Genomic DNA, 26,261 nt, shown 5'->3' with positions numbered 1-26,261 from the left:
ATTACAGTTCTTGTTATATATTTGTTTGATTTTCAATTTCCGTGCCATTTTCTTCTTCTTCATCTTCATGCATCACTTTAGCTACTGCTGCAATACTATCATTACCCTTAATGTTAATTAACTTAACTCCTTGAGTAGCTCTACCCATAACCCTCAGATCTTCAATGGCCATTCTTATAGTTATTCCTGATTTATTTATAATCATTAAATCATTAGAATCGTCTACGTTTTTAATCGCGACCAAATTACCTGTTTTTTCCGAAATATTCAATGTTTTAACACCTTTTCCTCCTCTATTGGTAATTCTATAATCTTCCAATTTAGAACGTTTTCCGTACCCCTTTTCAGAAACGACTAAAATATTACTTTCCATATCATTTACTGAAACCATACCAACAACTTCATCTTCGTCATGCTGTAGCGTAATTCCTCTAACACCTGAAGCCGTTCTTCCCATTGGTCTCGTTTTTTCTTCCTCAAAACGAATTGCTTTACCAGACCTTAATGCTAACATTACCTGGCTGTCACCAGTAGTTAATTTTGCTTCCAGTAGCTCATCTCCTTCTTTAATAGTAATTGCATTAATACCATTGGCTCTTGGTCTAGAATATTGTTCTAATGGAGTCTTCTTAACCTTACCTTTTTTAGTAGCCATAATTACATAATGATTGTTGATGTATTCTTCATCTTTTAAATCGTCAGTAACTAAAAATGCTTTTACTTTATCGTCTTGCTCTATATTGATAAGATTCTGAATAGCTCTACCTTTGGTATTCTTACCTCCTTCCGGAATTTCAAACACTCTCATCCAAAATACTTTACCTTTCTGCGTAAAAAACAACATGTGTTGGTGATTAGTACCTACAAAAAGATGTTCTAAGAAATCTTCATTTCTAGTGGTAACTCCTTTTTGTCCTCTTCCTCCCCTATTCTGAACTTTATATTCATCAAGATTTGTTCTTTTTACATATCCTGCATGAGAAATGGTAACCACTACTTTAGAGTTAGGAATCATATCTTCGATTCTCATATCCCCTCCTGCATATTCTATAGTAGATTTTCTCTCATCTCCATATTTATCTCTAACCTCAATGAGCTCTTCTTTGATGATATTGTATCGTCTAGGCTCATTTGCCAAAATATCTTTTAAGTCAGCAATCGTCTTTATAATTTCATCATACTCTGCTCTTAACTTGTCTTGTTCCAGACCTGTTAACTGACGTAATCTCATTTCAACGATAGCCTTAGCTTGAATCTCTGTCAATTCAAAACGCTTAATTAAGCTTTCACGTGCTTCATCGGCATTGGCAGAAGCTCTAATTAAAGCAATTACTTCATCAATATTATCAGAAGCAATAATTAATCCTTCTAAAATATGTGCTCTAGCTTCAGCTTTTCTTAATTCATATTGAGTTCTACGAACAATTACTTCGTGTCTGTGCTCAACAAAATAATGGATTAATTGCTTTAAATTTAATTGCTCTGGACGACCATTTACTAAAGCAATATTATTTACACTAAATGAAGTTTGTAGTTGTGTATACTTAAACAACTTATTAAGAACGATATTAGGAATAGCATCACGTTTTAATACATACACAATTCGCATTCCTTTTCTATCAGATTCATCTCTAATACTTCCAATACCTTCAAGTTTCTTATCGTTAACTAAATCAGCAGTTTTCTTAATCATTTCTGCTTTATTTACCTGATAAGGTATTTCAGTTACAATAATACATTCTCTACCTTTTACTTCTTCAATGGTAGCTTTCGCACGCATAACAATACGACCTCTACCTGTGTGAAATGCATCTCTTACTCCATCGTAACCATAGATAATTCCTCCTGTTGGAAAATCTGGTGCCTTAATATGCTGCATTAACTCATCGATCTCAATATCTCTATTATCGATATATGCAACAGTACCATTAATAATTTCTGTTAAATTATGAGGAGCCATATTAGTTGCCATACCTACAGCAATACCTGAAGCTCCATTTACTAATAAATTTGGGATTCGAGTTGGTAAAACAGTTGGCTCATGTAAAGTATCATCAAAATTAAGCCTTAAATCCACTGTTTCTTTTTCAATATCTGATAACATTTCTTCAGATATTTTTTGCATTCTTACCTCGGTATAACGCATTGCTGCTGGGCTATCACCATCAACAGAACCAAAATTCCCTTGACCATCAATCATCATATAACGCATGCTCCAATGCTGTGCCATACGTACCATAGAATCATATACTGAAGTATCTCCATGTGGGTGATACTTACCTAAAACTTCCCCAACAACTCTCGCTGATTTTTTATAGGCTCCTGTAGATCTTATTCCTAATTCATGCATTCCATATAACACTCTTCTGTGCACTGGTTTTAAACCATCTCTTACATCGGGAAGAGCTCTAGATACAATTACCGACATTGAGTAGTCAATGTAAGCCGCTTTCATCTGCTCTTCAATATTAATAGGAATCAACTTTTCACCATCTGCCATATTAATCTTTTTAAAAAATTAGTATTCATTTTACAAAAAAGTGAATTTTACCCTTCTAAAATTCACTTTTTTATACTTATATAGTATTATATAAGCAACGCAAGATATTATTTTAACCTAGATTTCCCAAGTTTTATTATTTTATTTTCACTATATTTATTAACAATTTATCGTGATTTTTAGTACATACAAAAATCTAAAAATACACTGCCTTTTTGTCCTTTTTTTTTGATGGCATTGTTTTTGTAATTTTTTCACAAAAATTCTTACTAACTTTACAACTAAAGAAAATTAATTTATGGACGAAAATTTTTCACCAGGAGTTAGAGATGTAATAACATTCAGTAAAGAAGAAGCTTTACGATTAGGTCATGACTTTATAGGAACCGAACATCTTCTGCTTGGATTAATTAGAAAAGGAGATGGAAAAGCGATAGATATATTATCTACTTTTGATATTGATCTAGATCTTGTTAGAAGTAAATTAGAGAAGTTAAATCCGACAAATTCAAACAGTTTGAACCAAAAAAATAACCTCCACTTAACTAGGCAAGCTGAAAAAGCGATTAAAACAACGTTTTTAGAAGCGAAATTATACCAAAGTAATTCTATAGATACTGCTCATTTACTATTATGCATACTACGTAATGAAAATGATCCTACTACAAAATTACTTCAAAAGTATGATGTTGACTATGATCAGGCAAAAGCATTATACAAAGAATTGAATGTGGAAGAAGGACATTTACCAATCAATCCAATAGCTGAAGCTTCAGGAGACGAGTTTGCAGACGATAAGTCTGAACCTTATGGACAACAAACTCCTAGAGGTAAAGCATCTAAAAAGTCTAAAACTCCTGTTTTAGATAACTTTGGTAGAGATTTAACTGCCTTAGCCGAAAATGGTAAACTAGACCCTGTAGTAGGTAGATTAAAAGAAATAGAACGTGTATCTCAAATTTTAAGTAGACGTAAAAAGAATAATCCAATGCTTATTGGTGAGCCTGGAGTTGGTAAATCTGCCATTGCTGAAGGTTTAGCTCTTAGAATTGTAAACAGAAAAGTATCACGAATTTTATTTGATAAAAGAATTGTTTCTCTTGATTTAGCTAGCTTAGTTGCTGGAACTAAATATAGAGGTCAATTTGAAGAGCGCATGAAAGCGCTTATGAATGAGTTAGAAAAAAATGATGATATCATTTTATTTATTGATGAAATCCATACCATTGTAGGGGCTGGTGGCGCTACTGGATCTCTAGATGCTTCTAACATGTTAAAACCAGCACTAGCACGTGGAGAAATCCAATGTATTGGTGCTACTACCTTAGATGAATACAGAACTAATATTGAAAAAGACGGAGCTCTAGAACGTCGTTTTCAAAAGGTAATGGTTGACCCTACAACTGTAGAAGAAACTGTACAGATACTTCATAATATCAAAGGAAAATATGAAGCACATCATAATGTAGAGTTTACTGACGAAGCTATTCAAGCTTGTGTTAAATTAACGAATCGCTACATGACAGATCGTTTTTTACCAGACAAAGCTATTGATGCAATGGACGAAGCTGGTTCTCGTATTCACATTACCAACATCATTGTTCCTCAACAGATTTTAGAACTAGAAGGTAAATTAGAAGAAATCAGAGAACGAAAAACTAAAGCTGTAAGTGGACAAAAATATGAAGAAGCTGCAAAGCTTAGAGATGATGAGAAAAATATTGAGGCTGCTTTAGATTCTGCTCAGAAACAATGGGAAGAAGATTCTAAATTACATAGAGAAACAGTTACTGAAGATAATGTTGCTGAAGTTGTTTCTATGATGACAGGTATACCTGTAAACAGAGTTGCTGAAGCTGAAAGTAGTAGATTAGCTGAGTTACCAAAATTAATACAAGGTAAAGTAATAGGACAAGATGAAGCTGTAACTAAAGTGGTTAAAGCTATTCAACGTAATAGAGTGGGATTAAAAGATCCTAACAAACCTATCGGCTCATTCATTTTCTTAGGTTCAACAGGAGTAGGTAAAACTCAATTAGCTAAAGTTTTAGCTAGAGAATTATTTGATTCTGAAGAGTCATTAATTAGAATAGACATGAGTGAATACATGGAAAAGTTTGCTATCTCTAGATTAATTGGTGCACCTCCTGGATATGTTGGATATGAAGAAGGCGGACAATTAACCGAAAAAGTTCGTCGTAAACCTTATTCTGTAATTCTATTAGACGAGATTGAGAAAGCACACCCAGATGTATTTAATATGTTATTGCAAGTACTTGACGATGGTCATATTACAGATAGTTTAGGTCGAAAAATAGACTTTAGAAACACTGTAATTATTATGACTTCCAATATTGGAGTTAGAAAACTTAAAGATTTTGGAGGAGGAGTTGGATTCGGTACTCAAGCCAAAAAAGAACAAGAAGATGATCATGCTAGAGGAATTATCGAAGGTGCATTAAAAAAATCTTTTGCTCCTGAATTCTTAAATCGTATTGATGATGTAATTATCTTTAACTCTTTAGAAAGAGAAGACATTCATAAGATTATCGATATCGAATTACAAAAACTATTAACTCGTATTGCTGATTTAGGATATAATCTTACACTTTCTGAAAAAGCAAAAGATTATATTGCTAACAAAGGTTTTGATAAGCAATATGGTGCAAGACCTTTAAAAAGAGCAATTCAAAAATATATTGAAGATGCGTTGGCAGAGGAAATTGTTAATGCAAAATTAGATGAAGGTGATGCTATTTTTATGGATTTAAATGAAGAAACGAATCAGTTAACCATAAAAATTGAAAAAGGGGAAAAACCCAAAGAAACAAGAACTGAAATAGACGAAGAATAATTACCAAAATCCCAAGTAATGACTTGGGATTTTTTATTTTAAAATTTCACATAATGATTCAAATCAACCAAACAAAAAACATATACTATCTACTGGCAGTTATATTTTCTTTTTACTTACATTCTTGTATGCAATCCAATGCTTCTGAAAGAAAAAGTATTGCTACAGAAGATAATAAAATTTCACAAAAAAGAAATGCATCAGAACAATCAAAAAAGTATTGGTTTGATGGCACTGCTGAAATCACAAGCTACACTTTATCTCAAGCTCGTTATGGAGAATTACATGAAGGAACTGCTACTTTAATTTTTGTAACAGAGCCTTTTTCTAAAATATCAAACACTAAAGCAGATCGTCAAAGACAAGATAACATTCCTGTTTTAAAGTTGAATATGAATAAAAAATTCACAACTGGCATCTACCCTTACTCGATGATGAATAGCACGTTTTTTCCTTTTGAAAATGAAAATACATCATTAAAAATAGCCTCTTCTATTCAAGAGTGGTGTGGGATGACTTATGTTGAAATGAAAAATGAAAATGATTTATTGATCAACTTTAATTCTTATTTTGAAGGAGCTTCTTTTAAAAACAAAAAAATAAAATCCACAATATTAGAAGATGATTTATGGTCTCTATTACGTTTAAACCCTGAATTATTACCCGAAGGAGAACAAAATATAATTCCTTCTTTCTTCTATTTGAATAGTACTCATAAAGAGTTTAAAGCTTATACAGCTACTATTTCAATTGAAAAATTAGAAAATCAGAACATTTATACAATTCATTATCCTAAATTACAACGAACACTTTCTATACAATTTAGTAAAGATTTCCCTTTTACTATTTCTGGATGGAAAGATTCTTACAATAGCGGTTATGGAGCCAATAAAAAAGTATTAACTACTGAAGCAAAAATTAACAAAAGAATTAAAGTTGATTACTGGAATAAAAATTCTAATAAAGACAAAGAATGGAGAAATAAGTTAGGGCTATAATACTAGAGCTTGTTTATCCTTAAATTAGAAAAACATTTTTCACTTAAAAATCAACTTATTATTTAAATGTTATCTTTTTGTAAAGTATAGTAAATAACTAGATTACAAGTATTTGTTTTTCGTAATTTGTCCAACCAAAAATTAATCAAAAATGAAAAACAATTACGCATTGATATTATTCTTAATGTCAATTTTTACAACTTTCAGTAACTACAGCCAAACTACATTAAAGTTTCAAGACTTTGAAGGAGGAACTGACGATTGGACAAACACTATTAATCCAACAACTTATAATACATCTGGAGATGTTTGGGCTAATGTTTCTTCTTTAGGAGGAAATGTAACAACTTCTCAAAACGGAAGCTCTTTTTGGGGAATGAGAGATTTAAATAACCCAAATGGAGGAGGTAACTTTGATCATACCATTACTTTTGATAATGTTGATATTTCATCATCGAATGGGGTAAGTATTTCATTCTACTACATCACCGATGGGTATGATAGTGCAGATAATCTAAGTGTTGAAATATTTCATGATGATGTTTCTCAAGGAGAGGTAAACTTAGACAAAAATACTGATGCTTGGACTGAATTTACAGCTTCAGTACCCGATGCAGTAAATAATGTTAGACTTACAATTATAGCCAGACAAGATGGAGGTAGTGACTACGCTGGGGTTGATAACTTCAAAATAACTGAAGCTTCGACTAACCCAACGGTTACTTTTGACAGCAATACAAGTACTGAAAATGAAACAGATACTAGTTTTAACACATTAATTCCTGTAACTTTCACTAATTATTCTGCAGACGTTACTATAAACGTAACAGTAGATGGAAGCAGTACTGCAGAAGCAGGAGATTATACTCTAAACACATCTTCTTTAACCTTTACTTCTAATGGAACTCAAAACATTTCCTTGGATATTAATGATGATGTTGATTTTGAACCTGAAACTTTGATCTTAAACATTGGAGTTACTAGTGGATCTGCAGATATTATCAGATCACAACATACAATTACTATTAACGACGATGATTTACCTATAGTCATTAATGAGATTAATGCTGATCCAGATTCTACTAATGGAGATGCTAATGGAGATGGAGATTCTGATACGACTGAAGACGAATTTGTAGAGATATATAATATTTCAGGAGGTCCACTAGACATATCAGGCTGGGTTTTAGCAGATGGCGCTAGTGATCGACATGTTTTTCCAAACGGCACTATAATTCCTGCAGATGAAACTATTGTAGTATTTGGAGGTGGTACTCCGGTTACAGTACCTGGCTTAGTACAAACAGCAAGCACAGGTTCTTTAGGGTTAAATAATACAGGAGATACTATTACTATTAAAGATGAATCGAATAACAATATTATAGTATTAACTTACGGATCTGCAGGGAGTAATCAGTCAATAGCTAGAAATCCTGACTTAACAGGAAGTTTTGTAAATCACTCAAACATAACCTCAAATCCTGTTTTATATTCTCCTGGCAGAGATAATACCGATAACATTCTTTTTGCATCTACGATTAAATGGTCTGGAGTAACTGATTCTGATTGGAACACTGCTTCAAACTGGGTTGATAATCTAACTCCAGGAAGCACTGACGATGTAGTTATTCCTGCTGGATTATCTAACTATCCTACTGTTAGTTCTACTACAACTGTAAATTCTATACATATAGGATCTGGTGCTTCTCTGATTGCTAATGCAACTATTAATGGAAATGTTACTTACTCAAGAAATTTACCTACAAATAACTGGTATTTAATCTCTTCTCCAGTAGCAGGTGAAGCCGTACAAGATTTTATTGATAACCACACTCTAGCAACTGGTACCATATCAACAAATAATTTGGGTCTAGCGCCTTATAACAATACAGGAGCAACTATATGGAGTTATTACCAAAACGGTGCTACCACAGCTGATGACTTTGTGTCTGGTAGAGGTTTTTCTGTTAAGTTAGCTAGTGCTGGGGATATTTCATTTACTGGTACTATTAACTCTTCTAATGTTCAATACAGAATTAATACTGGAGGACGAAATAACTTCAACTTATTTGGTAATCCATTTACATCATACATAAATTCAAATACATTAGTTTCATTAACAGCCAACTCTAATTTACTTTCTGAAGAAACTGTTTGGTTATGGAACGGCACTGATTACGTTGCTTACAATATGGCTAATGGTACTATAGAAATTGCTCCTGGACAAGGATTTTTTGTTGAATCTAGTACAAATGGCGATCTTACTTTTGAAACTTCTAATCAATCACACCAATCTACTGATACTTTCTTAAGAGAAGTTCCAAAATCTTCTTTTGAGTTATTTGTTGAAAATGCTGGACATAAAAAAGGAACTAAAGTATTTTATATCGATGGAAAAACTAAAGGTTTCGATAATGGTTATGACTCTAAATTATTTGGTGGAGTAGATTATGATTTTGCTATTTATACAGAATTATTGAATGATAATGACGGTAGACATTTAGCTATCCAATCTTTACCGAGTACAGACATAGAAACTATGATTATCCCTATTGGATTAATTACTGAAGCTAACAAAGAAATCACATTTTCTATAGCTGAAACTAATTTACCTTCAGGTGTCAATATATATTTGGAGGACAGAAAAAACAATACTTTTACAAATCTTTCTGAAGGAAACCATACTATTACATTAAAAAATACTAGTAATGGAATTGGTCAATTTTACATCAGAGCTAGCGCAAAAAGCTTAAGCAATGAAGATCTTGAAGAAAACACTTCAAACATAAGCATCTACAGTTCTGACAATAAGGAAGTCACTATAACTGGTTTGCAAGACAGAGCTAATTTAAAAGTGTTTTCTGTTTTAGGAGAAGAGTTGGCAGATACAAATATTAACTCTAACGGAGTGAGCAAAGTTTCCTTAGCGAACTTAGCAACTGGAGTTTATATTATAAAATTAAACTCAGAATCTGTTAATATAACTAAGAAAATTATTTTAGAATAAACTAGCCCCTAAACTGTATCATGAAAAATAATAAATTTAATACAAAAGAAATTACGAGAAAAGAAGCTCTTCAAAAAATAGGAAATTATGGTAAATATACTGCATTAACTGCATTAGGCACTTATCTAATTCTAAACCCTAAAAAAGCACAAGCTTCATCTCCTCCAATTGATAAACCAGGAGATAATTTTTAAATTTACATATGAAAACCTCAAGAAAACTCTTGAGGTTTTTTATTTTTACCCCCGATGAATATATTATTAAGAAGTTTTATTGAAGACAAAGCAGTAGTGTGGTTTTCTAACACTAATCAATACTTAGTATTAGAAAAAAAAACCTCAGATATTATCCTTCAAATAAACAATGGAATTTCTTTAGAGGAAATAAGTAAAGAGTTAGAAAGTGAGCTTCAGGTTCCTTTAAATGATGCTATTGATTTTGTTAAACAAATCAATAACGAGATCTACGAACCTAACACTAAAAATCAACAAGACACTTCACAAATAACTTCAGCATATAATATTCTTGACTTTAGCATTTCTAAATTATATCAAATAAATAATTTGGTTTTTAAAGTTGAGTTTCAATCAGAATTTGAAGAATACCTTGTTCATCCTAAATTTTCACATTTAGAAATCAATACTTCAAATAATGTTGATCATATTTTTCAAGTTTTCACTGAAAACAATATTACCTCTTTACTCATTGATCATAAATTTATTGGTTCATGGCCGAGAAAAGATATTCATTACTTTCAAGGAAAATTCTCTATGTATATTGTTCAATATATGCATAATAAACCCGAAGATGATTGGATGGGAATTTTCCATGCATCTGGCTTAGGTAACAATAAAAAATCCTTACTTATTTTAGGTGATTCAGGAAATGGAAAAAGCACCTCTTTAGCCATTCTGCAAGCCAATGGTTTAACATGCTTAGCTGATGATTTTGTCCCCATAGATATTGAAAAAAAACACGTATATACATTTCCTTCTGCAATTTCTATAAAAAAGAATAGCTTAGAAACTCTTTTACCTATGTATCCTGAGTTAGAAAACACAGCTGAATTTCATTTAAAAAGGCTAAATAAAATTGTTCGCTTTCTGCCTCCAAAGACAGATGGTATGAATCATAATTTACCATGTAATGATTTAGTATTCATTAAATACCAAAAAGATAGCGGATTAAAATTCTCTTCTATTTCTAAAATAGAAGCTTTTCAACAATTAATCCCAGATTCTTGGATTTCTCGTAAAACTGAAAATGTAGAAGTATTTTTAAACTGGTTTGCTAATACCAACTGTTATCAACTTACATATTCCGATAATGATAAAATGGTTACTACTATAAAAAGCATATTGAATGATGACATATAAAGAAACATTATTTTTTATAGGAAAATGCTTAACCATAAATCATGAAGAGCACAACAAAAAGATTGTAGAAAGTTTATTAAAAGAAGATGCTATTGATTGGGACAATGTTGTAAAAGTTAGCACAGCTCATTATGTTTTTCCTGCACTTTTTTGCAATTTAAAACGAGCTGATTTTCTCGATTACTTACCTCAAGATCTTATGGAGTACATGCAGCATATCACAGATTTAAACAGAGAACGTAATCAGCAAATTATTGAACAAGCAAAAGAAATTAATGAACTTCTTTTATCGCATAATATCACCCCTATCTTTTTAAAAGGAACAGGGAACCTTCTCGAAGGTCTATACTATGATATCGCTGAAAGAATGGTTGGTGATATTGATTTTTTAGTATCTGATGAAGAATTTAAAAAATCTATAGAGATTTTAAAAAGCAATGGTTATTCTGAGTTTCATAAAGATCGATTTGACACTACTAAATTCAATAGGCATTATCCTAAAATGATCAAAGAAAATAGAATTGCTTCTATAGAAGTTCATTATAAAATGGTAAGTGACAAACAATTTTCTTTCTTTAATTATAATTTTATTTCTAAGAGTCTAAAGAAACAAAATAATTTCTTTTCTCTTTCAGATGAAAATAAAATCATTATGACATCAATAAATAGACTGTTTAATGATCTTGGAAAAGCAACGATGTCTTTCAACTTGAGAAGTTCTTACGATTTATTTATACTTTCACAAAGTACATCTCCTTTAAACTCTATAAAAAAAGGGCTCCATTTTCAGGATTTAAACTTATTTTTATTTAGCTCTTATAAAGTTTTAGGCTCTCCAAAATCTATAGATTTTATTGAAAACCAATCAACAATTGCTTTTTATAATAAGCAGATCTATTTTCTTTTAAATCCCGAACAATCAAAGAATATAGAAAAGAGAACTAAATTTAAAAACATTTTTAAATACAGAGCTACACTACTTTTTAAATCTTTGTTTAATAAAAAAATGAGAAAATATATTATACAGAAAATTAAATCAAACTTTTAACCTCCTCAAAATCTAACCCTCCATAATTTCCTGAACTCATTAGTAACAAAGCTGTTTCTTTTAAATTCTCTTTAAACAGAAATGCTTTAAATTCTTCAGGATTTGTATACACAATTAAATCATCTCTTTGAAAAGAATCAAATATTTGTTCTTCAGATATTTCTTCTAATCTTTTAATCTTTACAGCATGCGGAGAATAAAAAACTACTGCTTTATCTGCAGTATCTAGAGTGTTTTTATACTCTTTTAAAAACTCTTTATTTAAGCTACTATATGTATGTAATTCTAAACAGGCTACTAGATTCCTATTTGCAAATTGATTTTTTACTGCCTGAGTAGTTGCTTTAACTTTAGAAGGTGAATGTGCAAAATCTTTAAAAATTACTGTAGTTTCATTCTCAGTTATTTTTTCTAATCTTTTATTCGCTCCTCCAAAAGAAATGATCGCTTCATAAAAATCCTCTTCATCAATTCCCATATGTTGACATATCCACTTAGCACCAGCTATATTTTGCAAATTATGATCTCCAAAAACCTCTAAAGGCAAATCTCCTTCCGAAGTATTTAAATATGTCACCTCATTATCAATATGGAAATCAGGAGTTATATATGGATATTTTTTGATTGAATTCTCAGATTTCTCAACAACCTTCTTCACCTGAATATCCTCTTCATTATAGACCATAATTCCTCCATGTATTAGAGAATCAGTAAAAATCTCAAATTGTTCTACATAATTTTCAAAAGAAGGAAATACATTAATATGATCCCAAGCAATACCACTCAACAAAGCAATATTAGGTTTATACAAATGAAATTTAGGCCTTCTATCTATAGGTGAACTCAAATACTCATCTCCTTCTAATACAATAAATTCATTTTCTTCAGTTAAACGAACCATTGTATCAAACCCATCAAGTTGCGCTCCTACCATATAATCAACTTCTCTTTCATGATAGTTTAAAACATGTAGAATCATTGAAGTAATAGTTGTTTTACCATGTGATCCACCAATAACTACTCTTGTTTTATGCTTAGATTGTTCATATATAAATTCAGGATAAGAGTAAATTCTAACTCCTAAATCTTGGGCTTTTATTAATTCAGGATTATCTTCTTTTGCATGCATTCCTAAGATTACTGCGTCTAAATCTTTTGTTATTTTTTCAGGAAACCATCCAAAATCAACAGGTAATAAACCTTTAGATTCTAATCTAGATTTTGACGGATCATGAATCGTATCATCACTTCCTGTTATTTCAAACCCCTTTTCATGTAATGCAATTGCTAAATTATGCATAGCACTTCCTCCTATGGCAATAAAATGTATCTTCATCAAAAATTACTATAAATCGAGGTAAAAATAGTCAAACAAAGTGGTATTAAGGTTTATTAAAACAGCTATTTAGTAAAATTATATTAGATTTGCGGAATATAAATATTGCTGTAGCAAAATGAAAATCAACCAAACCAAATATCTAATTATATTAGTAATTAGCTTTATATCCATTTTACCTACAAATTCTCAATGCGCTGGCTCGGATAATTCCGTAACTATATGTGAGAAAGAAAAAAATCCAGGATATCAATCTTTTGATCTTTTTAGTCAATTAAATGGATCTCCAACTACAGGTGGTATATGGGAAAGTGAAAATCCAGTTAATGATTCTTCTTTAAATAAAACTACTGGGAAGTTAAATCTATGGAACATTAATAGGTTTGGAGAACATCGATTTATTTATAAAAATGCTGCTTGTGGTGAAGAAGCTACAGTAACAGTGTTCTTAGGAGGTTATCCTGGTGAGGATAATATAGACGGTGGTGCTAATGCTTGTAGTAGTGACATTGCTGTTGATTTATTTACTTTTCTTGATAATGATTCTACAGATATAAGTTCCGACAGAAATGGAAAATGGGAAGTTACTACTGGTACGCCTACTAGTGCTTTAAAAGAAAATCTATTTAATGCTAACCTAGCAGGAGTTGGAACACACACACTAATCTATACCGTTGATGCTGTTGACTCATGTGCTTCTAGAACTGCCACGGTTAAATTAGAAGTTCACAGAGGCTCTAGCCCTGGAACTACTACTGACATAATTATTTGTGATACTGATGATTTAAGCCCATATACTAATATTGATTTATTCGACTACATAATAGGTAATGACTCAGGTGGCTTATGGTCTGACGACAATTCAACAGGACAAATTACTAGTTTATCAGATTCCATTATAAATATCCAAGAGATTTTTGACGCATTCGGTTCTGGAGATTATTCATTTACATATACAGTATTTCCATCACATGGGGTTTGTCCTGAAGAAACAGCTACAGTGATTGTATCACTTCCAAGAATTGAAGCACGTTTTTTTGTCAATAATCAATGTAAGGATAGTAATACTACTATACAAATAATACATGAAGGTACAGAAACAGCCATCATGAATTATGATTTAGTTTATGAAATTATAAATGTAGCAACCAACGCTGTAGTACATACAGGAACAGAAAATAACATAGACTTCACTGTTTTAGATGATGGTATAAGAGTATTAAACAAACCTATATTTTCTATTGAACCACCGTTGCCTCCTGGTTATTATACTATTAGAACTTCAGCAATAAACGATATTGACGGATTAATATGTAATACTTTTACCATAACAGAATATAGTTTTGGAATTTTTGATGCAAAGATTGATGTAGAAAATAAATGTTTTGACACCAATGTTATAGATGTTAATATTTCAGAGCTATCTGATAATGACGGAAGCTTATCTAACAATACTCATAATATAGATTACGTAATCACTAACGATGTCAATTCAAATACTATTGAGGGGAGTAATATAAATGTATCTTTCACAAATGGAGAAGCATCAATACCTGTTGACTTTTCATCAATCCCAACTAGTATTACAGAATACAGTATAAATATTACTTCATTAACAGCTATTGGCTTAAATTGTGTTGAAAAAAACTTTACGTTAACTAGAGTTCCTGAAGAGATCGCATTAGATTTAAAAGTAGATAATATTTGTAACGCCACTGATATGGATATTATAATTGATGCTCCTCAGCTAAATAGTGGTCAATACACAATAACCTATGAAGTAACTGAATTAGATAAGGCTACAACACTGATCGATAATACTATAGTTTTCAGTGGAGGGAATGCCAATTTTAAGGTAGATATTTCTGGTTTGGAAAAAGGAAATTATAGTGTGGTATTGAAAAGCGTGCAAAATGATACTACCCCATGTAGAACAAAATTTGAGTTCGAACTAACAGAAAATTTTTCAGTTAATGGGATTCCGGATGCTCCAGTTTTAGACGAAAATCAAACTTTTTGTACAGCTAGTTTTTTCCCAAATCAACCTACTTTAGCTGATATTTCAATTACTGAAGGAGAAAATCTTACATGGTATGAAAATCTTACTTCAACCACTCCACTCCCTTCTTCTACTATTTTAGTTGATGGCACTACTTATTTTGTATCTGCTAGTGATCCAGATAATAGTTGTGAGAGTTCTGCAAGAACTCTAGTAAATACTAAAGTCATTAGTACTGCAATTATCAATTCTAGTAATACCACTCCTATATTCTGTGGATTAGATTCTTTTACTCTAGAAAATTTTGATGCCGTAGCTAATATGGGATCTATTATTTGGTATGATGCCTCAACGGGAGGTAACATCTTACCCTCTACTACTCTTATTGAAAATGGAAAAAGCTATTTTGCTGTAGAAAATGTAGATGGATGTGAACATCATGAACGCTTAGAATTTATCGCTACTGTGATTAGCCCTCCTAAACCCGAATACAATGGTACTACATTACTATGTGTTTTAGATCAACTTACATTATCAGATATAGAAACTGATATCACTAGTACTACTGGATTTGATTTGATTTGGTATGATGCACCTACTGGGGGGAATGAATTAAGTGCAGGTGAACTAATAGTAGAAAACAAAAACTATTATATAGCTAACGTTGAAGCTACTCAAGGTTGCGAAAGTGAACGTGCCTTAATTATTTTCAGCTTATCTGACTGTGATCCTAGCAAATATGATTTCTTCATTCCTGACGGTTTTTCTCCAAACAACGACAATACAAACGATAATTATTACATACCTAATATAGAATTCTTCTACCCTAACTATGAATTAGAAATATTTAATCGTTACGGACAGTCTTTATTTATTGGAAATAAAGAAAACCCTAAATGGAACGGTGAAAATAAAACAGGCGGACAAGCTACTAGTGGTGTTTATTTTTATGTTTTAAAATACAACAAAAACGACTTAAAGCCTAAACAAGGAAGAATTTATCTGAGTAAATAAGTAAAAAATTGATGAAAAAGCTTGTATTTTTATTTTATATGATCTGTTGTATTACTATTAGTGCACAACAAGATCCGCAGTATACACAGTATATGTATAACCAAAATGTAGTTAACCCTGCTTATGTAACTAATGATTTAGGTGTAATCAACTTTGGTGCAATGCATAGAAGACAATGGGTATCTGCTGTCGGAAGTCCGAAAAGTTATAACTTTTTTGCTCACGCTCCATTAAGTAACAAAATTGAAGTTGGTATTTCAATAGTTAGTGATAATATTGGAAGTGACGTTGTAAAAGAAAACAATATTTATGCTGATTTTGCTTATATTTTAAAGTTAGCGGATGGTCATAAACTATCCTTAGGTTTAAAAGCTGGTTTTACCAATTTCAATACAGATTTTACCAATTTCAGGTTCCCTGACGAAGATATTATCACTGGAGTTATCCCTTCTGATTTAGCTTTTGTAAATCAAAACACAACCTTACCAAACTTTGGTACTGGAGCATTTTACTTTACAGATCAATATTATGTAGGTGTAGCCATTCCTAATCTTTTACGCTCAAAACATATTGAAGAAAGAAATGGTATTAATAGTCTTGGAGGAGAAGAAATTCATGTATTTATCAATGGAGGTTATGTATTTAAATTAAATAGTAAACTGAAACTTAAACCTTCTTTTATGATGAAAGCTGTAAAAGGTTCACCTATTGTATTAGATTCATCTGTAAATGTTTTATTTAACGATCGATTTGAAGGTGGTTTATCCTACAGATTGAGTGACTCGTTTAGTGCCATGTTTAATGTTAGAGCTTTTGATTCTTTACGAATTGGTTATGCTTTCGATTTTACAACATCCAATCTAAGTAATTTTAATTCTGGAACGCATGAAGTAATGCTCTTATTTGATTTCGATACTTTAGGTTTACAAAAAGGTTATGATAAATCTCCTCGATTCTTTTAAAAAAAATAGCATGAAAAAAATAATTACTCTAATACTATTAACCAACTTTTTCTTTATTAATGCTCAAAATCAACAACTAAAAAGAGCTCATAAATATTTTGAAAGAACATTTTATGCTGAAGCTATTCCTATATATGAAAAAGTTTTAAAAGATGAAGAAAGTTTTGAAGCTATAAAAAATTTAGCAGACGCTTATTATTATTTAAACAACATAGAAAAAGCAGCTGTTAATTATAAATATCTACTTAAAAGATATCGAAAAAAAGTAGATAGTAGTTATTTTGAAAAATATGCAAATACCTTAAAGGCAAAAGGAAAATATAAAAATGCGCATAATTTACTACGTAACTATTACAAGAAAAACAACCCTAAAAAACTAACTCAACTTGAGGAACATATAGAACATTTAGAAAATGTTGAAGCTTTAGGAAATAGATTTACTATTGAAAATTTAGCCATAAATACACCTTTATCAGAATTTGGAGCAATACAACAAGGAAATACTATTATTTTTGCTGCTCCAAGAAAAGAAAACTCTGCATTCGGGAAACGTTTTGGTTGGAATGGACAACATTATTTAGATTTATATACAATTTCCACAACACAAACCCATTTGGGCGATTCTATTGCAACTCCTCTATCTGATCAGATAAATTCAAAACTACATGAATCTAATATCATCTTTACAGAAGATGGAAAAACAGCTTACTTCACAAGAAACAGTCTTACAAAAGGTAAACGTAATAGCGATGATAAAAAAATAACTCACGTTCAGATTTACAAAGCTGAGTTTATTGATAACGAATGGAAAAACATCACTTCATTATCTTTCAATTCTAATACATATTCTACAGAGCATCCAGCTTTAAGTTCTGATGAAAAAACATTGTATTTTGCTTCAGATATGCCCAACGGTTATGGTTCTTTTGATTTATATGCTGCAAAAATTAATAACGACGGAAGTTTTGATACCCCTCAAAATCTAGGCCCTAAAATCAATACTCCAAAGAAAGAACAATTCCCATTCGTTAGTAATGATAATAAACTGTATTTTTCTTCTGACGGTCATGCAAGTTTTGGGTTATTAGATGTTTTTGTGAGTTCTATACATCAAAATGATTTTTCTAAACCCGAAAATGTTGGATTTCCTGTAAACTCTGGATTTGACGACTTTGCTTTCAATATTAATTCTAAAACCAAAGAAGGCTTTTTTGCCTCTAATCGATATGGAGGAAAAGGTGGTGATGATATTTACAAAATTATTGAGCAAAAACCTTTAAAAATTCAGCCTTGTAGTCAAATTATTTCAGGTTTAATTACTGATATCGATTCTGGTGAAGTGTTAAATGATGCGGTAGTAATTCTTTTAGACAACAACCTAAAAGAGATTGAAAAAACTCAGACTAAGAATGGAGAAAAATTTTCTTTTAATGTGAACTGTAAAACAACGTATACTGTAAAAGCTTCTAAAAACGGATATACTTCATCTCAAAAGATACTCATATTAAAAAAAGAACGCAATAAAGTTAATGATGCTTCAATGGAATTAAAATCCTTAGAAGTTTTAGAACGAGAAAAAAGAGAAGCTTTAGCTTTACAACAAGCAAAAGAAGAAGAATTACAACGTAAAAATGCTGAAAAATTAAGATTACAAAGAGATAATCTGATAAATGAGATTGTTGAAAAGGAAAAAGATATTGAAAAAGGCAAAGACAAAATTGTCATAAAAACAGATGAGATAAGTTTCGATTATAAACTGTGGTATCTACGTAGGGATAGTAAAAAAGCAGTGGATAAAGTAATCAATATCATGAAAAAATACCCTGAAATGATTGTTGAAGTTGGAACTCATTGTGATATTAGGGGAAATGATCGTTACAATTTGGAATTATCTCAAAAACGAGCTACATCTGTACGTATGTATTTTCTAGAAAATGGTATAGAGCCGGATAGAATTTCTGCTATTGGTTATGGCGAAACACAACCTATTATTAAATGTAAAAATGAAGATGCTTGTTCAGAAGAACAACATGAGATTAATAGACGTTGCGAGTTTGTTGTGAAAAAAGTTTTATAAAGTTCTTCAAGAATAAAGGTTAACAATTTAACTTTTCAACTTTAGACAAACTAACCCAAAAGACATGTTAACTTATTAAAAATATATCTTTACTTATTTAAAGTTTAGTATATTGAACGTATTGAAGTACTTTGCTTAAAGGTATTAACATCCTATTATGAAAAATAAATCTATTGTAGTATTGATGCTTACGTTATTTTCAGCCTTATTACACGCACAAAACAATTACGAAACCTTATGGAATAAAGTTCATACATATGAACTTGACAACCTCCCAAAATCAGCTTTAAAAATAGTTGATGACATTTATAAAAAAGCTGAACAGAACAAAAATCAGCCACAACTTATTAAAACTTTACTATACAAAAGTAAATTTTCTTTAACCTTAGAAGAAGATGCACAACTAAAGATTCTAGATCAGTTTAAAAAACACATTAAAAAAAGTGTTTTTCCAACGAAACAGGTACTAGAAAATATTTTAGCAAAATTATATTGGCAATATTTTAATCAGAATAGATGGCGTTTTTACAATAGAACACAAACAGCTAAAAAAGTTGATGAAAATGATTTTAGGACTTGGGATTTACAAACTCTTTTTGCTGAAATCCATAACCATTATCAAAATTCATTAACAGAAAAGAAGAAATTACAAAACATAGATATTTATGAATATATTTCTATTCTAAAACTAGCAAAGGACTCTAAAAAATATCGTCCTAGTTTATATGACTTTTTAGCTCATAATGCTTTGGAGTTTTATAAAACTAACGAAACTCAAATTACAAAACCTTCCTATCAGTTCAAATTAAGTAATCAAGATCTTATTTGTGAAGCTACAAAGTTTGTTACATTAAATTTACAAAGTAAAGACTCATTATCATTACAATTCAATGCTTTAAAAATTTACCAAAGTTTAATCGATTTTCATCTGAATACAAAAAACACAACTGCACTAGTTGATGTCGATTTACAACGATTAGCCTTTGTTAAAGAACATGCTACTTTTTCAGGTTCAGAAAAAATATATTTAGAAACATTACAATCTTCTGAAAATAGTACTAAACCTAATGAAGCTTCTGCTTTATATGCTTTCGAAATTGCTAAACTATATTCTAAGCAAGCGAATACGTATTCAAAAAACAAACACACACATTTTCAATTTAAGCATAAAGAAGCTATACAAATTTGTCAAAAAATAGTACAACAATTTCCTGATAGTTTTGCTGCTCAAAAAAGTAAGTTACTCATAGCTCAAATTGAAAAGAAAAATGTTCGTATTACTACTGAAAAACACAATCCAATAGATCAATATTCAAGATTATTAATCAATTATAAAAATATAGACAAACTCTATTTTTCAATGTATAGAGTTCAACTTAATGAGCTTAAAAAAATTAATGAAAGGTATGATCAAGGTGATAAAATTAAACTCATTAATGCACTTACTAAAGTTACATCTTGGGAGCATACACTACCTAATGAATCTGATTACCAAACTCATTCCAATGAAGTAATTGTTCCTAAACAATCCCAAGGAATGTTTCTAATAGTCGCTTCTACAACTAAAGAACTGAAAAAGGGTGATATTTTTGGATATGATGATATTCAATTTACCAACTTAACATTTATTAATAGAAAGCTCAATGGTAGTTCAGTATATCAAGTCGTTGATAGAAACACAGGAAAGCCTCTGAGAGAAGCTCGAGTGCTATTAAAAAATGAAAAAACTAGATATGGAAGGCATATCAATAAAACTTTCACTACCGATGCTAATGGAGAATTTGAATTTTCACCTTCTACGTATTATAGTAATGTAAATGCAACTATCAGTTATAAACAGGATAAAGCAATTTTCTACAACATCTATATACAAAGATCTTACGAAGATAATTTTAAAGAAAGAACAGTTACTGAAACCTTTCTTTTTACGGACAGAAGCATCTATAGACCTGGGCAAAAATTGTACTTTAAAGGTATTTCTTTACAACGATTCAAGAAAAAATCTGACATTATTGCTAATAAAAAAATTGAAATTATTTTAAAAGATGTCAATGGACAAAATATTAAAACATTAGCCTTACAAACCAATGATTATGGTGCAGTTTCTGGAGAATTTATTATTCCAGCAACAGGACTGACTGGCGATTTTCAATTGGAAGCTATCATAAATGGAGAAAGAAGTTACCACTATTTTTCTGTTGAAGAATATAAGCGTCCAAAATTCGAAACTGAATTTAAACCCGTTACCCAATCTTATAAACTTTTTGACAGTATTAAAGTTACTGGATTTGCAAAATCTTATGCTGGTACTAACATAACAGATGCTAAAGTTGTGTATAGAGTCCACAGAAAAGTACAATATCCAAGATGGTTTTATTGGTACAGACCTTATATAGCTACTTCTGAAGCTCAAGAAATTAGTAATGGTGAATTAACCACAAACGATAAGGGAGAATTTGACATCACATTTAAAGCTTTTCCTGATGAAAGTGTATCTAAAGATAAACTACCAGTATTTTCTTATGAAATTACTGCCGATGTAACAGATATTAATGGAGAAACTAGAAGTGCTACAACTATTGTAAAAGTAGGATATCATAGTTTATTAGCTTCTATTACTGTAGATGGAGAAATTGATAAAAACAATAAAAATCAATCCATTTCTATAGAAACCAAAAATTTAAATGATGAATTTGTACCTGCTTCTGGACAAATTCATATTTATAAACTTCAAGCACCTAAACATACACTTCGTCGACGCCCTTGGCCATCTCCAGATTTCCAAACTATACCTGAACGAGAATTCAAAGAAAAATTTCCTTATGATGCTTACACTAATGAAGATAATCATATCAATTGGAAAAAAGGGAAACTAGTTTTTTCTACCAACTTCAATACAGAAAAGTCTAAAGAGATAGCACTGAAAAGCATGAAAAAATGGACTTCAGGTTATTATGTTATTGAGTTAGATAGTAAAGATAAATTCAATCAAAAAGTAACCGATAAAGCCTATTTTACATTACAAGGAAAGAATGACAAATTACCTAGTGATAACGCTTTACTATCAGTTAAAACAAATAAAAAAGAATATAATGTTGATGATACCGCTGAAGTTACCTTTAGTACAAATTCACAAGATATTACCCTAATGGTGTTTGTTGAAAAAGCACATCAACTTTTCAAATCATATTATATTCATTTAGATAAAAACAGTAAAACCATTAAAATTCCTGTTAGTAAAGAAGATGAAGGCGGTTTTGCTATTCAATATCATTTTGTCAATCATAATGCTTTCACCTCTAAAACATTTGTAGTAGACGTTCCTTATCCGAAAACTGATTTAGAAATTACAACTAAAACTTTTAGAGATAAACTACAACCTGGTGCAAAAGAAACTTGGAGTTTTTCTATAAAAGGACCTAAAAAAGATCAAGTCACTGCTGAACTATTAGTAGGTATGTATGATGCTTCTTTAGATCAATTTAAAGCACATGAATGGAGCTTCTCTCCTATTCAAAAACCACAATATTTTGCTTCAATTTCATCAATAGCATTCAGTTTTGGAACTAGTAATTTTTCAATGTTAAATCCGAATCGTGGTTACTTTGGAGGATATCCTAAACATCAATACGATCAATTCAACTGGTTTGGTTTTGATATTAATAATAACCAATGGATAAATAAAGAGTATTTAAATAATCTAGCTATTCAAAGAACAACTTTTGATGGAACAATTTCTGGGGTAATTAAAGATGAAAGTTCAACTATACCGTTTGTTAATATTTTCATTAAAGGAACTTCGTTTGGCGCTGTTTCAGACGAAAACGGTAGATTTACTATTAAAGTTAATAAAGGAGATATTTTAGTTTTCAGCTTTGTAGGTTATAAGAGTGTTGAAAGAAAAATTAACGACTTCTCTTATTTATCCATAACAATGGAAGAAGATAGCGATAGACTAGACGAAATTGCCGTTACTGGACGTGGCATACGTAGAAATAAGAAAAATATAATGATCAGAGGAAGTGCTCCTGCTCCAGCAGCTGAATCTAAAATGCTGATGAAAGAATCTATTTCTGTAGAAACAACTGAAAGTGATGAAGCTGAATTTTCAACTGATAGTACATCTGAAATAAACTCAGATAAGCAAACTAAAAAAACTACTGATTTAAAAAGTATAACAGCCAGAAAAAACCTACAAGAAACTGCATTTTTCTATCCGCATTTAACTACGGATGCTAAAGGTAATGTATCGTTTAATTTTACGATGCCTGAAGCACTAACTAAATGGAAATTGCAATTATTGGCTCATACCAAAGAGTTATATTCTGCTACCCAGACACTAGAAACAGTTACTCAAAAAGAACTGATGGTAGTACCTAATGCGCCACGATTTTTACGAGAAAAAGATCAAATTACATTTAGCGCTAAAATTAGTAATCTGACTAAAAAACAATTAGAAGGTGTAAGTCAATTAATTTTAACAGATGCACTTACGGGGAAAACTATTGATGTTGATTTACAGAATACCCAACCTCAACAAAATTTTAATGTTGATGCAGAAAGTAATACTAATGTTTCTTGGAATTTAAAAATTCCAGAAACCATACAAGCAGTGCAATATAAAATTGTTGCTCAAGCTGGAAAATTTACAGATGGAGAACAAAATGTACTGCCAGTGTTATCTAATAGGATGTTGGTTACTGAAACCTTACCAATGTGGGTACGCTCTAATCAAACTAAAACATTTACGCTAAATAAATTAAAAAATAATAGTTCAACTACGTTAAAACATCAAAAATTAAGTTTAGAAGTTACGTCAAACCCTGCTTGGTATGCCGTGCAAGCTTTACCATACTTAATGGAGTATCCTCATGAGTGTGCCGAGCAAGTCTTTTCTCGTTATTATGCGAATACTTTAGCGAGTTTCATTGCAAATTCTAATCCTAAAATTCAACAGGTATTCAATCAATGGAAATCAAGTAAAGCACTGTTAAGTAACTTAGAAAAGAATCAAGAATTAAAATCGTTAATTATTCAAGAAACACCTTGGCTTAGAGACGCACAATCAGAAACAGAACAAAAGAAACGTATTGCGTTGTTATTTGACCTGAATAAAATGCAGAACGAACAACAAAATGCTATTCATAAACTTAAGAACATACAACTTGATAATGGTGGATTCCCTTGGTTTAAAGGAGGAAATTATCCAAGTATATATATTACTAACCACATAGCTACCGGTTTTGGTCATCTTAAAAAGCTAGGCGTTACAAAAATGGACAAACAATCTGAAAGAATTGTAAGGGATGCTGTACAATTCTTAGATAATGAAATAGTTCATAGACATGAAAAACTACTCAAGAAAGCCAATCAGATAAAAAAACATCATGGAGAACAAAAGTATTTGAAGTTCTTAGCTGACAAACATATCAGTTATTTTGACCTTCAGTACTTATACATGCGTAGTTTTTATAATAGTAACACAATCACTAAGCAAACTCAGAAAGCTATTGGCTATTATACAAAACAAGCTGTTAGTTACTGGAACGATTTTAACTTATACGGAAAAGGACAAAATGCTTTAATCCAATTTAGAGCTAATAATAGTGCAGTTGCAAATAAAATTATAGAATCGTTAGAAGAAAATAGTATTACTAGTGAAGAGCTTGGAATGTATTGGAAGAAAAATACATCGGGTTGGTACTGGCATCAAGCACCTGTGGAAACTCAAGCTCTTTTAATTGAAGCTTTTTCAGAAATTACTAATGATATTAAAATCGTAGATAACTTAAAAATATGGTTATTAAAAAATAAACAGGTAAGCCAGTGGAAAACCACTAAGGCTACCTCAGATGCTGTATATGCGCTGTTATTGCAAGGCACTGATTGGTTATCGTCATCAGAGTTCGTAACTGTACAAATCGGAAATCAAACTATTGATCCTACTACGTTAGAAGACACCAAACTAGAAGCTGGTACGGGTTATTTTAAAACTTCTTGGAATACAACTCAAATTTCATCAGACAAAGCAACAGTTTCTTTAACTAAAAAAGATAAAGGCATTGCTTGGGGAGGATTATATTGGCAGTATTTTGAAGATCTAGATAAAATTACATCTGCAAAAACACCTTTACAATTAAGTAAAAAACTATTTAAAAAAGTAAATTCTGATACGGGTAAACAATTAAAAGCGGTGACAAATGAAAATCTAAACATCGGTGATTTAGTTACTATTCGTATTGAATTAAAAGTAGATAGAGATATGGAATTCATTCATATGAAAGATATGAGAGCCTCTACTTTTGAACCTGTAGATGTATTATCTAAATACAAATGGCAAGATGGATTAGGGTATTATCAAAGTACGAAAGATGCTGCAACACACTTCTTTTTTGATCGATTACCTAAGGGGGTATATGTTTTTGAATATGATGTTCGTGTAAATAATAAAGGGAATTTTAGTAACGGAATTTCTACTATTCAAAGCATGTATGCACCAGAATTTAGTAGTCATTCTGAAGGTATAAGAGTTAACATAAAATAGATAATGAAAAAACTATACTGCATTATTTTCATATTGAATTTCGTTTTCTTGAAGGTATATTCTCAAGAAACAGATTTAAATCACTTTAAATGGAAAAATAGACTTGTTCTAGTTATTTCTAAGGAAGGAAAAGAGCCTGAATATCAAAAGCAGATTGAAGAGTTTACTAAGAAACCTGAAGGTTATAATGAAAGAAAATTAGTGGTTTTAGATATTCAGAAGAATAAATTCAGAAAAATTGAATTTATAGACAACAAGACAATGCTCGTAAATAAGTGGCAAGAAAATAATGATTTGTATCGTGAATATGCTTCTCGAAAGGAATATTTTAAAGTTCTTTTAATTGGACTCGATGGTGGGACTAAAAGAACAAAAAAACGGAAGATTTTATCTAAAAGCTCACTTTTTGCCATTATAGATGGTATGCCTATGCGAAGAGCAGAATTAAAAAGATAGATAATTATATAAAACAACGTACTTCTACGTTGTTTTATTTTTATTTCAATAATTAATAATAAATCAGCTTGTTGTTTTAACATAAATAAA

At 30.9% G+C, this 26,261-nt stretch carries 13 protein-coding genes; 11 read left to right on the top strand and 2 right to left on the bottom strand.

Going from position 1 to position 26,261, the window contains the following annotated elements; translation table 11 throughout:
* Positions 1-13: 13 nt before the first annotated feature.
* The gene (gyrA, locus tag BVC87_RS18840; RefSeq protein ID WP_075343960.1) at positions 14-2,500 is read right to left on the bottom strand and encodes a DNA gyrase subunit A; all 2,487 of its coding nucleotides are present in this window, start codon (positions 2,498-2,500) and stop codon (positions 14-16) included.
* A 298-nt stretch (positions 2,501-2,798) separates the two neighbouring features.
* On the opposite strand from gyrA, the gene BVC87_RS18835 reads away from it, so the two are divergent.
* The 6 genes from BVC87_RS18835 to BVC87_RS18815 all read left to right on the top strand — a co-directional run bounded on the left by BVC87_RS18835 (position 2,799) and on the right by BVC87_RS18815 (position 11,783).
* A complete protein-coding gene (locus BVC87_RS18835) occupies positions 2,799-5,354 on the top strand; it encodes an ATP-dependent Clp protease ATP-binding subunit (RefSeq protein ID WP_075343959.1) in 2,556 nt (851 codons plus the stop codon).
* A gap of 53 nt (positions 5,355-5,407) precedes the next feature.
* Complete coding sequence (locus BVC87_RS18830) at positions 5,408-6,352, top strand: hypothetical protein (RefSeq protein ID WP_075343958.1); 945 nt, start codon at positions 5,408-5,410, stop codon at positions 6,350-6,352.
* A 151-nt stretch (positions 6,353-6,503) separates the two neighbouring features.
* Entirely contained in the window at positions 6,504-9,359 is a 2,856-nt protein-coding gene (locus BVC87_RS18825; protein WP_075343957.1) for a lamin tail domain-containing protein, read from the top strand.
* 20 nt (positions 9,360-9,379) lie between these two features.
* A complete protein-coding gene (locus BVC87_RS23715; RefSeq protein ID WP_200799212.1) occupies positions 9,380-9,553 on the top strand; it encodes a hypothetical protein in 174 nt (57 codons plus the stop codon).
* A 54-nt stretch (positions 9,554-9,607) separates the two neighbouring features.
* The gene (locus BVC87_RS18820) at positions 9,608-10,735 is read left to right on the top strand and encodes a hypothetical protein (protein WP_075343956.1); all 1,128 of its coding nucleotides are present in this window, start codon (positions 9,608-9,610) and stop codon (positions 10,733-10,735) included.
* A complete protein-coding gene (locus BVC87_RS18815; protein WP_083629621.1) occupies positions 10,722-11,783 on the top strand; it encodes a nucleotidyltransferase domain-containing protein in 1,062 nt (353 codons plus the stop codon). Before BVC87_RS18820 ends, BVC87_RS18815 begins: the two co-directional genes overlap by 14 nt.
* Here the strand turns inward: BVC87_RS18815 and BVC87_RS18810 are convergent.
* Positions 11,767-13,119, bottom strand: coding sequence for a UDP-N-acetylmuramate--L-alanine ligase (locus tag BVC87_RS18810; protein ID WP_075343954.1), 1,353 nt, complete (start codon positions 13,117-13,119; stop codon positions 11,767-11,769). The two genes, BVC87_RS18815 and BVC87_RS18810, sit on opposite strands and share 17 nt — an antisense overlap.
* Positions 13,120-13,237: 118 nt before the next feature.
* On the opposite strand from BVC87_RS18810, the gene BVC87_RS18805 reads away from it, so the two are divergent.
* From BVC87_RS18805 to BVC87_RS18785, 5 genes are all read left to right on the top strand, one after another.
* Positions 13,238-16,132, top strand: a complete 2,895-nt coding sequence (locus BVC87_RS18805) for a T9SS type B sorting domain-containing protein (RefSeq protein WP_075343953.1) — start codon at positions 13,238-13,240, stop codon at positions 16,130-16,132.
* 11 nt (positions 16,133-16,143) lie between these two features.
* Positions 16,144-17,094, top strand: a complete 951-nt coding sequence (locus tag BVC87_RS18800) for a PorP/SprF family type IX secretion system membrane protein (RefSeq protein ID WP_075343952.1) — start codon at positions 16,144-16,146, stop codon at positions 17,092-17,094.
* 10 nt (positions 17,095-17,104) lie between these two features.
* Positions 17,105-19,171: an OmpA family protein gene (locus BVC87_RS18795; protein WP_075343966.1), complete on the top strand. Its 2,067-nt coding sequence runs from the start codon at positions 17,105-17,107 to the stop codon at positions 19,169-19,171.
* A 157-nt stretch (positions 19,172-19,328) separates the two neighbouring features.
* Positions 19,329-25,715: an alpha-2-macroglobulin family protein gene (locus BVC87_RS18790; RefSeq protein WP_075343951.1), complete on the top strand. Its 6,387-nt coding sequence runs from the start codon at positions 19,329-19,331 to the stop codon at positions 25,713-25,715.
* A 3-nt stretch (positions 25,716-25,718) separates the two neighbouring features.
* Positions 25,719-26,171 (top strand): DUF4174 domain-containing protein, encoded by a 453-nt coding sequence (locus BVC87_RS18785; protein ID WP_083629619.1) that lies wholly within the window; start codon positions 25,719-25,721, stop codon positions 26,169-26,171.
* Positions 26,172-26,261 lie beyond the last annotated feature (90 nt).

This window comes from Tenacibaculum agarivorans (genome assembly GCF_001936575.1).
GTDB classification, from domain to species: Bacteria; Bacteroidota; Bacteroidia; order Flavobacteriales; family Flavobacteriaceae; genus Polaribacter; species Polaribacter agarivorans.
This window is presented reverse-complemented; position numbering and strand designations above follow the sequence as displayed.